Origin of the sequence: Caloramator proteoclasticus DSM 10124, from assembly GCF_900129265.1 — a bacterium.
Lineage (GTDB): Bacteria > Bacillota > Clostridia > Clostridiales > Caloramatoraceae > Thermobrachium > Thermobrachium proteoclasticum.
In genome coordinates, this window is the sequence record NZ_FQVG01000016.1 from 1 (window position 1) to 14,189 (window position 14,189).

At 31.0% G+C, this 14,189-nt stretch carries 14 protein-coding genes, 1 tRNA gene and 1 other annotated feature; of the genes, 3 read left to right on the top strand and 12 right to left on the bottom strand.

Translation table 11 applies throughout. The annotated features are described in order from the left end of the window. Nucleotides 1–265: 265 nt before the first annotated feature. From BUB63_RS05290 to nth, 9 genes are all read right to left on the bottom strand, one after another. Nucleotides 266–910 (bottom strand): hypothetical protein, encoded by a 645-nt coding sequence (locus BUB63_RS05290; protein ID WP_073248261.1) that lies wholly within the window; start codon nt 908–910, stop codon nt 266–268. A gap of 269 nt (nt 911–1,179) precedes the next feature. Continuing rightward, a complete protein-coding gene (gene hprK / locus BUB63_RS05295; protein ID WP_027308376.1) occupies nt 1,180–2,097 on the bottom strand; it encodes an HPr(Ser) kinase/phosphatase in 918 nt (305 codons plus the stop codon). A 10-nt stretch (nt 2,098–2,107) separates the two neighbouring features. Continuing rightward, entirely contained in the window at nt 2,108–2,761 is a 654-nt protein-coding gene (gene trmB, locus BUB63_RS05300) for a tRNA (guanosine(46)-N7)-methyltransferase TrmB (RefSeq protein WP_073248263.1), read from the bottom strand. Nucleotides 2,762–3,199: 438 nt separating this feature from the next. After that, a tRNA-Leu gene (locus tag BUB63_RS05305) sits at nt 3,200–3,284 on the bottom strand. A 26-nt stretch (nt 3,285–3,310) separates the two neighbouring features. Further along, nucleotides 3,311–5,527: a transglutaminase-like domain-containing protein gene (locus BUB63_RS05310; RefSeq protein ID WP_073248265.1), complete on the bottom strand. Its 2,217-nt coding sequence runs from the start codon at nt 5,525–5,527 to the stop codon at nt 3,311–3,313. Next, a complete protein-coding gene (locus BUB63_RS05315; RefSeq protein ID WP_073248267.1) occupies nt 5,517–6,647 on the bottom strand; it encodes a DUF58 domain-containing protein in 1,131 nt (376 codons plus the stop codon). Before BUB63_RS05315 ends, BUB63_RS05310 begins: the two co-directional genes overlap by 11 nt. Continuing rightward, complete coding sequence (locus tag BUB63_RS05320) at nt 6,640–7,587, bottom strand: AAA family ATPase (protein WP_073248269.1); 948 nt, start codon at nt 7,585–7,587, stop codon at nt 6,640–6,642. Before BUB63_RS05320 ends, BUB63_RS05315 begins: the two co-directional genes overlap by 8 nt. 98 nt (nt 7,588–7,685) lie before the next feature. After that, on the bottom strand, nt 7,686–9,116 hold the full coding sequence (locus BUB63_RS05325) for a VanW family protein (RefSeq protein ID WP_073248270.1): 1,431 nt from the start codon (nt 9,114–9,116) through the stop codon (nt 7,686–7,688). After that, nucleotides 9,117–9,773, bottom strand: coding sequence for an endonuclease III (gene nth, locus BUB63_RS05330; RefSeq protein ID WP_073248272.1), 657 nt, complete (start codon nt 9,771–9,773; stop codon nt 9,117–9,119). Nucleotides 9,774–9,861: 88 nt separating this feature from the next. Here nth and queG point away from each other — a divergent pair, with 88 nt between their 5' ends. The 3 genes from queG to BUB63_RS05345 are packed head-to-tail and all read left to right on the top strand — an operon-like array spanning nt 9,862 to nt 11,498. Further along, nucleotides 9,862–10,863, top strand: coding sequence for a tRNA epoxyqueuosine(34) reductase QueG (gene queG, locus BUB63_RS05335; protein WP_073248273.1), 1,002 nt, complete (start codon nt 9,862–9,864; stop codon nt 10,861–10,863). Beyond that, the gene (locus BUB63_RS05340) at nt 10,860–11,204 is read left to right on the top strand and encodes a phage holin family protein (RefSeq protein ID WP_073248275.1); all 345 of its coding nucleotides are present in this window, start codon (nt 10,860–10,862) and stop codon (nt 11,202–11,204) included. Before queG ends, BUB63_RS05340 begins: the two co-directional genes overlap by 4 nt. A 12-nt stretch (nt 11,205–11,216) precedes the next feature. Then, nucleotides 11,217–11,498 carry a DUF503 domain-containing protein gene (locus BUB63_RS05345; RefSeq protein ID WP_027308384.1) on the top strand — a complete coding sequence of 94 codons (282 nt, stop codon included), beginning with the start codon at nt 11,217–11,219 and terminating at the stop codon, nt 11,496–11,498. A gap of 22 nt (nt 11,499–11,520) precedes the next feature. Here the strand turns inward: BUB63_RS05345 and epsC are convergent, their stop codons facing one another. The 3 genes from epsC to sleB form a co-directional block, all read right to left on the bottom strand. Then, the gene (gene epsC, locus BUB63_RS05350) at nt 11,521–12,072 is read right to left on the bottom strand and encodes a serine O-acetyltransferase EpsC (protein ID WP_027308385.1); all 552 of its coding nucleotides are present in this window, start codon (nt 12,070–12,072) and stop codon (nt 11,521–11,523) included. Nucleotides 12,073–12,077: 5 nt separating this feature from the next. Beyond that, a complete protein-coding gene (gene cysK, locus BUB63_RS05355; protein ID WP_027308386.1) occupies nt 12,078–12,995 on the bottom strand; it encodes a cysteine synthase A in 918 nt (305 codons plus the stop codon). A gap of 90 nt (nt 12,996–13,085) precedes the next feature. Continuing rightward, nucleotides 13,086–13,325, bottom strand: a binding site (T-box leader). 90 nt (nt 13,326–13,415) lie between these two features. After that, a complete protein-coding gene (gene sleB, locus BUB63_RS05360) occupies nt 13,416–14,051 on the bottom strand; it encodes a spore cortex-lytic enzyme (RefSeq protein ID WP_073248325.1) in 636 nt (211 codons plus the stop codon). Nucleotides 14,052–14,189 lie beyond the last annotated feature (138 nt).

Sequence of the window (14,189 nt, forward strand, 5' to 3'; positions counted from 1 at the left end):
ATAGCCTCAAGAATAGTAAGAAGTAGTCGCTACATAATATTTAAGCTTTGCAGTAGCTACGCATATAAAAATGATTTTTATGAGATTGTAGCAAATATTCACAAGTTAGAATGAAATTCTTTTATTATTGTTCTTTGATAAGTTCAAAAAGTAAAATTTTATACTATAGGTGAAATCTATTCTTCTTTAATGTAAATATCTGTAATTTATGAAAATTTTATTCATATAACAATTATACTAAGATTTCTTATAAATATTTTTCAGTTTAATTTTTGGTTGGTGAATAATTCAGGTTAAATTTATTTAACCTATACATATTTACAAAATATGCAGCGACTATAAAATTTATTAGGGCCAATGAAAAATATATGGACATAAAGTAGCTGTTCATAAATTTATCCTTCTTTATTAAGTCATTTGCTTTTCCTATAAAAATTTCTTGGCTCGATCCATATTCATAGGAAGATTTCATATAGATATCTATCTTATTTTCTCCGTTTAAATTAATAAACTCCATTGGTATAAAATAGGTATATCGTGCATTCCAATCGTTATAAATAAAATCATCAAAGGGAGACTCTCCTATTAAATGGCCATTAATATAAACCTTATGTCCTAAGGGTATGCCTCCTATTGATAACGCTAAATTTTCATTTTTTAGGCTATCTGTTAAATAAAAACTCCTGCTAAACTTAACAATTTTATCTTGTTTCTCCTTTTCCCCTAAAACACTTCTTATGTGTATATCCTGAGTAATATAATTTATACCGTCAAATGTGACCTGCCAATTTTCCTTTAAGTCTATATATGTACTTTTTCTCTCTAAAACCTTATGTCCATACCTAAAAAAGGTAATTAATATACTAAATAAAATAATGCCTGCAAGTAGACTCTCAAATAGCCTCTTCAATTTAGCCGTCCCCCTTAAAGCTAAATGGTTTTATTTAATATATTCTATAATTCAATAAAAACTCCTTCTAAAATTAATCAAATATAAAAATGAATATATTACCCTCATCAGATTGTTGACAAACCTACTTATTAGCTAAAGTATGCAAAAGCCCCATGAAAGGATTTCAATAGGCTCTTTCATAAGCTTTAGCGAAATGAGCCGATGCCTAAGAAATCCTTCATGGGGCTAATCAACATATAACTTTTTCAACAGCTTGCTCAATTTTACTATTCTATCTTACCCTTCATAACATCATCTATTCTTCTATTTATAGTGTCAATAGGTGCCTCCAGCATCATTCTTCCATATCTAAAATTAGCTGCTGCTGCCTCTATTATTACTGCTAAATTTCTTCCTGGTTTTACAGGCATTCTGAGCCTTCTTACTGGTATATTTAAAATATTTATATATTCTGGAGTACCAATTCTATCAAAATCGTCCTCATCTCTCCACTTCTCTAAGTGGATTACTAAGTCAACAGTCTTTTCTTCTAATACCGAACTTAAACCATATAAAGACTGTATGTTTATTATTCCAAGCCCTCTAACCTCAAGCATACCTGAAGTTATGTAGGGACTTTTACCATATAAAACCCCATCTACTAATTTAATTTCAACAGCATCGTCACTTATAAGCATATGTCCCCTTTTAATTAGTTCAAGTGCTGCCTCACTTTTTCCTATGCCACTTTCTCCTGTAATCAAAATTCCTATTCCATAAACATCCACTAAAACTCCATGCATTGTAGTTGTTTTAGCAAGTGCTCTATCTAAATAGTTTATTACCTTATTAACAAGCCTTGTTGTTAATCTTGTACTTCTTAAAACCCATATTTTCTTTTCCTTTGCAAGTTCCATAAACTCCCTATGTGGTTGTAGATTTCTTGCAAATATTACACAGGGTAGATCGTATTGAAAATATTTTTCTAACCTCTCTCTCCTCACAGAAGGTTCAAGATTATTTAGATAATGCCATTCAGCATTCCCTACTATTTGTATTCTTGTATTTACGAAATAATCATAATACCCAACAAACTGTAGCCCTGGTCTTATTATATCATTGCAGTTTATCTCTCTATCCTCATTTCCCTCAACTAATACCTCTAAATTTAAGTCCTCAATAAACTTCTTTATTGTAATTGACATAGTAATCCTCCTACTTCAATCTTGCAATTAAAAACATTATTTTCATTCCCATTTTTGAAAATTTGGTTTCGTATTCTGTCATAATGTTTTCTTTAAAATCGCTATTATGTAAATCATAGGTTAAATATTCAATATCAAATCCTGCCTCTTTAAAGTATTCAATTGAATCATTAAAAAAGCCCTCTTGATCCGTCTTAAACCATATCTCGCTCCCCTTCTTTAAAAACTTTTTATACCTTTCAAGAAAGGTTACATAGGTTAATCTTCTTTTATTATGTCTTTTTTTAGGCCAAGGTGTTGAAAAATTTAAATATATCCTTGAAACCTCATCTTTATCAAACACGTTTTCAATAAAGGCAATTTCCATTGGAATCAGTGCAACATTATCTATTTCTTTATTATTCTCATTAAAAACTTCCTCTACTTTTCTTTTGGCATATACAAGCACCTCATCCTTTATGTCTATCCCAACAAAATTTTTGTCCTTTATCTTTACTGCATTTTCTGCGATGAATTTTCCACGCCCACAACCTAACTCTAAATATATTTCATTATCATTTTTAAAAAATTCCTTCCATTTACCTTTATATTGATATGGATTTGTTACTACAAATCTGCAGGCCTCAAGTTCAGGTCTTGCCCACGGCTTCCTTCTTAATCTCATATAGTCCTCCTATGTTTTTGTAGTTAAATATGCATTTTTATTATATCAAAAAATTATTTTTTAGTGTATTGAAACAAAAATTTATTTTTGCCAGTCTGTTGAATAAGTTAGCCCCATGAAGGATTTCTTAGGCATTGCTTCATTTCGCCAAGCAATTCTAAGCTTTTCTTTGTTTGAAAAAGTCCTACCCTCGCGATGCCATCGTCCTGATGGCCGCTCGGCTCGGCACGTCCTGTGCCGAATTACGGACTTTTTTCAAAATCGAAAAGCAAGAATTGCTAAAGCTCATGAAAGAGCCTATTGAAATCCTTTCATGGGGCTTTTTCATACTTTAGCTAACTATTGGGTTTATCAAAAATCTGACAAAATTTATTTTTACCAGATTGTTGAATAAAAAATACTATGAAAAGTTTTCTTTTCATAGCATAAATACTTTTTTGGTGCGGGTGACAGGACTCGAACCTGCACGTTATTAAACGCTGGAACCTGAATCCAGTGCGTCTGCCAGTTTCGCCACACCCGCCTTTAAGTTATATAATTCTAAAATTATTATATTACATTTTTTCTAATATATGCAAATATATAGTAAAATGGTTGTGATAAAATGTATATGGTTTTTCTGAAATAATATTTAATTTTACCCCTTTCCCTTATCTTTTTTGAAATTAGCTTTTGTTTCCTCTTTAAAAGATTAAAATCGTGTTCACTCAGTTTCCTACCTCCATAGTAATAGGCATCAAGAATATCCTTTATCTTGTTTAAATCAATTTGAAGCTGTCCTTCTATTTTTTCGATATATTCCCTCAATGTCATATCCCTTGAATATTTTATGCCATTTAGCTTACCATAAAATACAATAGTATTTAATATTTTACTTAGCCTATCTATTTTAAAGAATACAAATAAATAGATACATAAATACAGTAAAATTAAAATAGCTATAACATATACATAAATTGGATTATTTATTTTCTCTTTTGCTGCTTCTTTCTTATCCCATTGTTCTTTATCTTTAACATCTTCCTTCTCTTTTGATTTATCCTTTTGCTCTATAGGTTTAATTTCTTTATCCTCTTTTTCTTTACCATTCTTATCTTCCTCTAAAAAGAGAGATTGTGGTAGAAAATCTGAAATACTCACGTGTCCTGGAGTTGCATCAAAGGTAACCCAACCCAATTCCTCTGTATAAACCTCAACCCAGGCGTGTGCATTTTTGTTATAGACAATATTTTCTCCCTTAGTTACATTGACTGTAAAGCCCTCTACGTATCTTGTAGGTATATTTGCAATTCTACACATTACTGCCATAGCACTTGCATAGTAGGTACAGTATCCCCTTTTTTCATCAAATAAAAAGTAGTCCACAAAATCTCTATCATCGGGTACAACACTAACATTTTTATCATACTGAAAATTAGATTTTAAATATCTTTCTATTAATGCTGCCTTTACAAGATTACTTTTATCTTTATGTTGTCTAACGATTTCTTCAGTTAAGCTATACACTCTTTGAGGAACTGAATTTGGAACATTTAAGTAGATAGAAAACTGTCTTATATCATATTTTTTATTCAAACTATTCTTCAATAAATATTCTATATTATTATAATCATAATAAATAGAAATTAAATTATAGGTATCCTTTGAAAACAAATTTTTATCTGCTAAAACTTCCCATTCTCCATCAATAGAAAGCTGTCTATTGGAGCTTATATTAATGCTTTGTAGATAAAGTGGAGTAAATATTGTCTTTGTGTTTATATATTTGGGGATTATTTCAAGATTTATGTTTTTTAGCTTATCTCCTTCAAATATATTTACTTCCTTTAAACCATTAACATCAGGAACTGCATTTTTTATCTCTAATTTATTATTATCTATTTTAGTCCACATACTTCCATTATAGGTTGTCTTTACTGTACCTCTTAAGTGAACTTCTCCTAAGGTGGATTGTGACTTTACAATAAAGGCCTTTGAATTATCATCCTCTATAGGTCCTCCTAATTTTTTATCATCCCTTTGATAACCTGTCATTGATAGAGAAAAACTCTTCTGTTCAAAATTTAAAACTCTATTTACTATTGAACCCGATTCAAAATCCAATTCATCTATATATATGTAAGGTTCATTTTTAAAGGGAAGCAATTTGATAAATAGGTTTGTTGCCATAATAAATATAATTATAAGCGTTAACCACCTAACAAAATAACCTCTTTGGAATTTAAAATTATTGTCTATTGTTTTGGTATTTTTGCTGAAATTATTATATCCATATAGCATTAAAAGAGCTGTAAAATATATAACTGCCCTGTTGATATTAACTAAATCATAATAATATAAGCCATAAAAGACAAATAATCCTACAACAAATAAAAATATTGAACTTTTTTTGTTTTTTATAAGATAGTAAACGACTATATAGCTTGGAATAAATAATATTGTTACAAGGCCTATAAAATATCCATTATAAGTTTCTATAAGCCCACCATTTTCTATCAAACTTTGAACAAAAGGAACAAAACCCTTATATAATTCAATAACTCCATTTTTAATTGCAGGATGTATAAAAAGTAATATTATAGCTAAATTAAATATCCTATATCTAATTGAGATAAACAGACAGACAAGAATAAAAACATATATAAAAATCAATAAATAAGAAAAAATCTTCACCTTAAATAAATTTTGAAGGTTCAATATTATTATTATAAAAAGAATTGATTGTATAAAATTGTACCATATAAACTCAAGGGGTTTATTTTTCATACATAAATCCCCCCTTTATATCAATAGAATTTACTATATAAACTATATCGCTATGTTTTTCCTCTGTATCATCACAGCTTACTATATAGAAATTATTTATATATTCCTTTATTTTATTTAATCTATTCAGCTTTTCACTTGAAATACTACCAGTTATATATAAAATTGTGCTGTGTTTGTTTAATTTTATTCTGTCTTTTACTACATCAATAACATCTATACTACCCTCTGCTCTAACAGTTGCAATTAAATTACTTAACTTTTTGAAATCATTTATATTTTTTCCATCTGAAGAATAAAGTTTGTTAGAAACTACATAAAGTGTTGTCTCTACCCTATTCCTTAATAGATACTCTACAATAGAAATACATACCTCCGCTGCAGTTTCCTCTAAATCAAAACTTTTATAAACCTCTGTCATATCAAGTATAATATTTACAGAATTTGTTCCTGATATATCGTATTCCTTTATCTGAAGTTCTCCACGCTTTGCGGATAGTTTCCAATGTACTCTTTTTAAATTATCTCCTACAACATATCCTCTTATATTCCTTATACTTGTGTAATCCTCATTAGTTGAACTTTTAGCCTTATGGGTTCCAAGTGGTCTAAAATTGGGTAGGTTTAAATTATCAATATAATGAATTTTAGGGTAAACATATATACTTTTCCCTATATCAACGCTTTTTTCAAAACAGATTATTCCAAATACATCCCATAACTTAATCTCTATAGGGCCTAAGCTATATATACCTCTGTATTTAAAATTTATTTTATTGTCCATAATAACCTTTTCAAAAGGCATCAAGGAAAAATATTCTTTTTTAAAATCATTTTCTAAAATAAATATTTTATCAACCTCAACAAAGGGTATTGGTAAAACAGATTTGTTTTCTACAACTGTCTGTAAATTGATTTCTTCATCTGTAGTACAGTAGATTCTATCCACCTTTTGATTTGCATTAATATTCCTCTTGCTTAAAATACACCAAATTATTGAAAAAAACAAACTAAAAAATATTAAATAAAATATTCTATAAAAAACTTCACTCCCTATGGTAGCGACTAACCAGACAGAAATAACTAAAATTACTATTGAGGATTTATTTATTTTAAACATATAGCTTTGCTCCAGGTACTTTCACTTCACTTAGTATTTCTCCAAGTATTTTTACCTCTGAATAACCTCTCAGTTTAATTTCTGGTTTTATCGCTATCCTGTGGGATATGACCTCTATAAAAACTTGTTTTACATCATCTGGTGTAACATAATCTCTATCATTTATGTATGCCTTTGCTTGTGATGCCTTCAATAAATGAATAGATGCTCTTGGACTTGCCCCTATAATTATTTCTTCCCTATTTCTTGTCCTTGATACTAAAGATACTATGTATCTTTCAATTTTATCGTCTATATAAACCTCTTTAACTTCCCTCTGCATTTTTAAAATTTCTTCCCTTTTAACAACTTCTTTTAATTCAAATAGAGGATTTTTATTTTTAAATCTTCTTAATATCATTATTTCTTCATCTTCATTAGGATAACCAATACTAATCTTCATCATAAATCTGTCAAGCTGTGCCTCTAAAAGTGGAAAGGTACCTTCATATTCTATTGGATTTTGAGTTGCAAGAACTATAAATGGTTCCTGTAGTTTATAGGTTTTATTATCAACTGTAACCTGCTTCTCCTCCATTGCCTCAAGTAGGCTCGATTGAGTTTTAGGAGACGTTCTATTTATTTCATCCGCCAATATTATGTTACTCATTATAGGCCCAAATTTAAATTCAAACTCTCCTGTTTTAGGATTTAGTATGTTAACTCCAGTAATATCCGATGGAAGAAGGTCCGGTGTAAACTGTATTCTACTAAAATCGCATCCTAATGACTTAGCTAACGCCTTTATCAGCATAGTTTTACCTACCCCCGGAACATCCTCTAATAGAGCATTTCCTTCAGATAAAAGGCATATTAAAACCTTTTCAACAACCTCCTTCTTACCCACAATAACCTCTCCAACATTTTGTATAATATCATTTACTTTTGTCCTATAACCCATTGTAACCCTCCTATACAATTTTACATTAAATGAAATATTTTACTTTAGACATTTAAATTAATTTCCATTTTGGTACACTGCACCAAAATGGAAAAATTTTAATTAACATTATCTACTTCCTCTGAATTTATGGGCTGTTCATTTATTGTATCATTTTGTGTTTGTGTATTCTGTATTACCTTTTTAGTTCCAACTCTAATTTTACCATTTAATACTTTATAGGTATCGTCACCAAGCTTTTCGGTCTTTATTAGCTTTCCATTTTGATATATCTTTCTGTAGGTTCTTACCTTCATACCAGCAATGGGTTTTATTTCTACTACCTTTTGTCCCTCTGGTAGGTTTGGGTCATTTATATACTCAACCTTAGGTTCTGTTCTTTCATAAACTTCAGACACTATTTCTACAGATTGACCTATTCTTTCATTAGCACCATATATATTAATTGTTATTGTTGAAGTTTCAACAACTGCCTCTATGTATATAGGATTGTTGTAATTATTCTTAAATTGAAAATCTATAGAATCTCCTGCTATGGTAGCATCTCTACCTGGTGCCACATAGGCAACAGCAAGTCCGTGGGGCCTTCTCTTTACTATTTCAAAATTTCCAAGCAGTGCCGCATTATACATAGTTGTTGAAACTTGGCATATTCCACCTGCAAGTCCTGGTTCTAATTTTCCATTTATAATAACTGGTGCCTCCTTGTATCCTTGGTTTTCGTTTCTTGGGCCTAATACCTTTATCATTGAAAATACATCCCCTGGCATAATAACAGTTCCTGTTAAATACTTTGCAGCTATTTTTATATTTCCTGTTCTATTTACGTCTGAAGGCTTAAAGGATGTTGTAAAGGATGAAATCTTTGTTGTTATATTAGACAATGCCTCTGCCTTTATTTTGGCTTCAACTACTTTTGTTGGAACTTCTATTTTTTCTATTTCACCCTCTGGCTTTATCTCATTTTTTATAAATTCTATAAGCTTTGGTTCATCTACAGCAATTCCTGATTTTTCAGGGGTTATAATAAATTTACCTGAAATTCTACTAATTTTTGCATCTATTGGTTCTTTATTTATGTCCTTTGCGATTTTTTTAACTTCTCCTTCTAATATTGTAGTATCTGACACAAAATTTAGTGGTATGTTGTATGGATTTCTTTTTAAATTATACCTTTGTATTGTTTTTTCTATAATATTTCCTGTTTTACCATATGAATAGGCCTCTTCAACAGCTTTTTCAATATCATAATGTGCCTTTAACCTTTTAAAATCTATTGAATACTTCTTATCACCATAAAACATATCAATTTTTCTATTTTGTATTTTACTATTGAACTTTTCGTTGAGTAATTTATTTGCCTCCTCCTTAGTCATACCACCTACATATTCATTATTAATATAGATTCCTTCAAATATTTTATTTGATGCTTTATTTGTGCTGTTTAACAGAAATATTACTGACGAAACAATAAAAAGAATTGTTAAAGAAAAAAATATTATAAGTCCATTTCTTAATCCCTTTTTCACCTAATTTTCCCCCTTTATACTTAGCTGATAATTTTTATTATAAAAATCGCAAAGTTCATTTATAGGGCAATCCATACACTTTGGATTTCTTGCAGTACAAATATTTCTACCGTGCCAAATAAGAAGATGATGTGCACTTGACCACATTTCCTTTGGTATGTTTTCCATAAGATGTTCTTCGGTTTCAAGTACATCCTCTGATTTAGCAAGCCCTATTCTATTTGAAACCCTAAAGACGTGGGTATCCACTGCAATTGCATCCTTACCAAAGGCATTGGATAATACGACATTTGCAGTTTTTCTACCAACACCTGGAAGTTTAGTGAGTTCCTCCAATGAGTCAGGTACTTCTCCATTATATATTTCAATTATCATTTTGCTTGCAGCTATTATATTCTTTGCTTTATTTTTATAAAATCCACAGGTTCTTATGTATTCCTCAAGCTCACTCTGCGATATATTAGCAAAATCCTGAGGTTTATTATACTTTTTAAAAAGAACTTCAGTTGCCTTATTTACAGTGACATCTGTTGTTTGGGCAGATAGCATTGTTGCCACAAGCAGTTCAAAGGGAGTTGTAAAATTTAGTGCACAACCTAAATGTCCATATAAATTCTCTAAAATTTTTAGTATCTTAATTACTCTTGTTTTTTCCATAATAATCACCTAAAATAATTTTATGTTAAAAATATTTTAACATAACAGCTATTTTTTTCAACAAACACTTTTAAGGATGGTGTATAATTTGTCTATAAAAAATCAAATAATCGAATTTTCTAAGTCTATTGGAGTTGAATATATTGGATTTTGTAGGGCTGAATATACAGATGATTTTATAAAAAGATTAAACTACAGCTATCATAAAAATTATAACTGTGAATTTCAAACAACTGAAGTTCAAAAAAGAATTAACATAAAAGAATATATGGAGGATGCTAAAACTTTTATTTCTATAGCACTCCCCTATAAAACTATAGAAATTAATAAATCTAAGCCCTATTTTTCAAAATCTTCCTTAGGAAAAGATTATCACATTGTAGTAAAAAATAAATTAAAACTTATTGAAGACTTTTTACAAAATAATTACAACGCTAAAACCCTTTCCTTTGTTGATACAAGTCCTATGCACGATAGAGAAATTGCATATATGTGTGGTATAGGATTCTATGGTAAAAACTCAACCTTGATAACTGAAAAATACGGCTCCTACGTTTTTTTAGGAGAAATTTTAACCAATATATATATTGAACCTTCAACTCCAATGTCTTCTCTATGCGGTAGCTGTGATAAGTGTCTAAAAGCCTGTCCTGTTGGTGCAATTAAGAAAGATTATTTTATTGATGCAAATAAATGTTTATCATACATCACTCAAAAGAAGGATGATTTGTCAGAACAGGAACAAACAAAATTAGGACTTAGAATTTATGGTTGCGATACCTGCCAGGATGTTTGTCCCTTTAATCATAAAGCACAAATTTCAAATATTGAAGACTTTTTACCTGAGGATTGGAATATTAATATTAATGAAGATGATTTTTTAAATATATCTAATAGCCAGTTTAACAAAACCTTTAAAACTACCTCTGCTGGATGGAGAGGAAAAAAAGTACTTCAAAGAAACTTAATTATAGCAATGGGGAACTCAGGAAAAAAGGAATATTTAGATATATTAAAAAGGTTAAATAAAAATGAATATCTTGAAAAATACATAAAAAATGCAATTAAAAAATTGGAGGTGAAGAAATGAAAAAGGGAATTTTAACTAAAATAATCCTAAATGCTGCATCTATATATATTACAGCTTCAATTGTAAAGGGAGTAGAGATTAGAGGTTTTTTAGCTGCTATTGTTGCTGCAGCAATACTTGGTATAGTAAATGCACTAATTAGACCTATTTTTCTACTTTTCTCACTGCCTATTAATTTGATGACTCTTGGGCTTTTTACATTTGTGATAAACGGATTGATGCTTTCTATTGCCGCATCAGTTACACAGGGCTTTTATATATCTAATTTTGGTTCTGCAATAGTTGCATCTATTATAATATCAATCGTTAGTGCTATACTTAATTTTCTATTAGTTGAATAAAGGAGAACTATTATGATTATAGGATATGCATCAATAACTTTAATGCTCTACTCTCCAACTTCACTTAAGGAAAAGAGGCAGATAATAAAAAGCCTAATAACTAAAATTAGAACAACACTTAATGTATCCTGTGCAGAGGTTGACTTAAACGATAAATGGCAGCTTGCTCAGATTGGTATTGCTACTGTGTCTAATGATAGAAGGATAGTTGATACTCAAATTAATTCAGTAATAAGTTTAATTGAGAAGGATGGTAGAGCAGAAATTGTGGATGTAGTGGTGAATACAATATAAAAAGTCCCCCTGCGGGGACTTTTTATATAACATAGTCCTCTAAATATACTATATTTTCTTCTTTACTTCTTACTATCCTTGCAGGTATTCCAACTACTGTAACATTTGGTGGAACGTTCTTTAAAACAACTGCATTAGCTCCAATCTTTACATTGTCCCCAACAGTAATTGGGCCTAATACCTTAGCTCCTGCTCCTATAACTACATTGTTACCTATTGTTGGATGTCTCTTACCCTTATCCTTTCCTGTACCTCCAAGGGTAACGCCGTGGTATATGGTTACATTATCTCCAACCTCTGCTGTCTCTCCAATAACTACCCCCATACCGTGGTCAATAAAAAGTCCCTTTCCTATTTTAGCCCCTGGATGTATTTCTATGCCTGTAAGGTTTCTTGCTATTTGTGATATGACTCTTGCAAGTACAAACATCCTTCTTTTATAAAGTTTATGGGACAATCTATAGAAAAGAACTGCATAAAGACCTGGATAGCAAAGTATTACCTCCAGCATATTCTTTGCTGCTGGGTCCTTCTCCATTATATTCTTGGCCTCTCTATATAATGTTCTAAACATAATAATCACTCCTCATTAAAAAGTTCTGTTGATAGATATCTCTCCCCTGTATCAGGAAGAAGAACAACTACTTTTTTGCCTCTTCCAAGTTCCCTTGCCTTAAGAAGTGCTGCATATAATGCTGCACCTGATGATATTCCAACTAATATACCCTCTTTTTTGGCAATTTCCCTTGCATATTTCATAGCATCCTCATTTGATACGGTAACTATTTCATCTATAATTTCTCTTTTTAAAACCTTTGGAACAAATCCTGCTCCAATACCTTGTATTTTATGTGGTCCTGGGTTACCTCCAGATAATACTGGAGAATCCTTTGGCTCTACTGCTATAATCTTTACATTTTCTACCCTTTCCTTTAAAACCTCTCCAACTCCAGTGATAGTTCCTCCTGTGCCTACCCCTGCCACAAACATATCAATTTTTCCCTTCATATCCTCTATAATTTCTAAAGCAGTTGTCTTCATATGTGCTATTGGATTATATATGTTTTCAAACTGCATAGGCATAAAGTATCCTTTTTCATTAGCAAGCTCATTTGCCTTTTCTACTGCTCCCTTCATTCCCTTTGAACCTTCGGTTAGTATAATATCTGCACCATATGCCTTTAGTATCCTTCTTCTTTCTATACTCATTGTTTCAGGCATAACTAAAATTAATTTATATCCCTTTGCTGCTGCAACCATTGCAAGGCCTATACCTGTATTTCCACTTGTAGGTTCTATTATCGTGTCACCCTTCTTTATTAGACCTTGTTTTTCAGCCTCTTCAATCATAGATAGAGCTATTCTGTCCTTTACGCTACCACCTGGGTTGAAAAACTCTACCTTTACATAAACCTCAGCACTATTTTCATCAACCATATTGTTTAGCTTAACTAATGGTGTTCTTCCTATTGTTTCAAAGATATTATTATAAATCATCTTAACCCCTCCTAAAAAACTAAAATTTTTGATGCATAACACCTCTTAATTAATTTTTTTACAAATTAAAAAACCTTCTACCTCTGTATATACAGAGGCAGAAGGTTTACTTCCGCGGTTCCACTCTGCTTAGGCTAAAAAAGCCTATCTCCTCTTCAGGCACTAACATACCCTATCTCTATAACGGGAGCTCCCGTAACAGCCTACTTCTATTTTCGGCCTAACACTCCAAGGGGCACTTCAATTATACTCTGCTTAGAACTCTCTCAGCCAAGGAGTTCCTCTCTGTAAAGCTTTATATAATTTACTTTCCCTCTTCACCGTGTTTAATTCCTATTAATTTACTCGGATTTCTTATTTATATTATATGCAACAGCATCAAAAAAATCAATAAATATTTTTAAATTTTTTTATGTATTTTTATTTACAAAAAATATGCTTACCAATAACCTTGATGACAGGTCTTGATAATATCCACTTATTTGTTGTCTTTTCGGGGTTGTAATAGTATATAGCTCCACCTGATGGATCCCATCCATTTAGTGCATCAATTGCTGCCTTTTTAGAACTATCAACAACTTCAGCGTTTATTTGGCCATCTACAACTGCTGTAAAGGCACCAGGCTGATAAACTACTCCTGGTATTGTGGAAGGGAATCTTGGATCCCTAACTCTATTTAAAACAACTCCTCCAACTGCAACTTGACCTATATAGGGCTCTCCTCTTGCCTCACCATTTATAACCCTTGTAAGAAGGTCTAAATTTTGAGAACCTGCCCCCGATGTACTTTGAGTTTTGTTTTGCGAAACATTTATTCCAAGTGCCGCTAATGTTTTAGGCCCTACAACTCCATCAGGACTTAGGCCATTTTTTCTTTGAAAGTTTTTAACCGCTGTATAGGTTTGGTATCCATATATTCCGTCTATTGCTCCATTATAATAGCCCCACCTTTTTAGTCTGGTTTGTATTTCTTTAACTACATCTCCTCTTGAACCATAGGAATAGGTTTGGGCATTAATTACACTGGTTGTAATAAAATATGCAAAATACATCATAAATGCTACCCATACAGCTAAAAATGCCTTCTTCAACTTACATCCCCTCCTTCATTATCTTATTATTTCCAAGAAACGATATAAATTATTACAAAAACTCCTTAATTTTAAAAAATAAAAAACTATGATATATTGGTT

Bases quoted from the DNA above. Each gene is read 5' to 3' on its own strand.
- hprK (WP_027308376.1), bottom strand. From the start codon at position 2,097: ATGTCAATTACAATAAAGAAGTTTATTGAGGACTTAAATTTAGAGGTA.
- trmB (WP_073248263.1), bottom strand. From the start codon at position 2,761: ATGAGATTAAGAAGGAAGCCGTGGGCAAGACCTGAACTTGAGGCCTGC.
- BUB63_RS05310 (WP_073248265.1), bottom strand. From the start codon at position 5,527: ATGAAAAATAAACCCCTTGAGTTTATATGGTACAATTTTATACAATCA.
- BUB63_RS05315 (WP_073248267.1), bottom strand. From the start codon at position 6,647: ATGTTTAAAATAAATAAATCCTCAATAGTAATTTTAGTTATTTCTGTC.
- BUB63_RS05320 (WP_073248269.1), bottom strand. From the start codon at position 7,587: ATGGGTTATAGGACAAAAGTAAATGATATTATACAAAATGTTGGAGAG.
- nth (WP_073248272.1), bottom strand. From the start codon at position 9,773: ATGGAAAAAACAAGAGTAATTAAGATACTAAAAATTTTAGAGAATTTA.
- BUB63_RS05340 (WP_073248275.1), top strand. From the start codon at position 10,860: ATGAAAAAGGGAATTTTAACTAAAATAATCCTAAATGCTGCATCTATA.
- BUB63_RS05345 (WP_027308384.1), top strand. From the start codon at position 11,217: ATGATTATAGGATATGCATCAATAACTTTAATGCTCTACTCTCCAACT.
- epsC (WP_027308385.1), bottom strand. From the start codon at position 12,072: ATGTTTAGAACATTATATAGAGAGGCCAAGAATATAATGGAGAAGGAC.
- cysK (WP_027308386.1), bottom strand. From the start codon at position 12,995: ATGATTTATAATAATATCTTTGAAACAATAGGAAGAACACCATTAGTT.
- sleB (WP_073248325.1), bottom strand. From the start codon at position 14,051: ATGATGTATTTTGCATATTTTATTACAACCAGTGTAATTAATGCCCAA.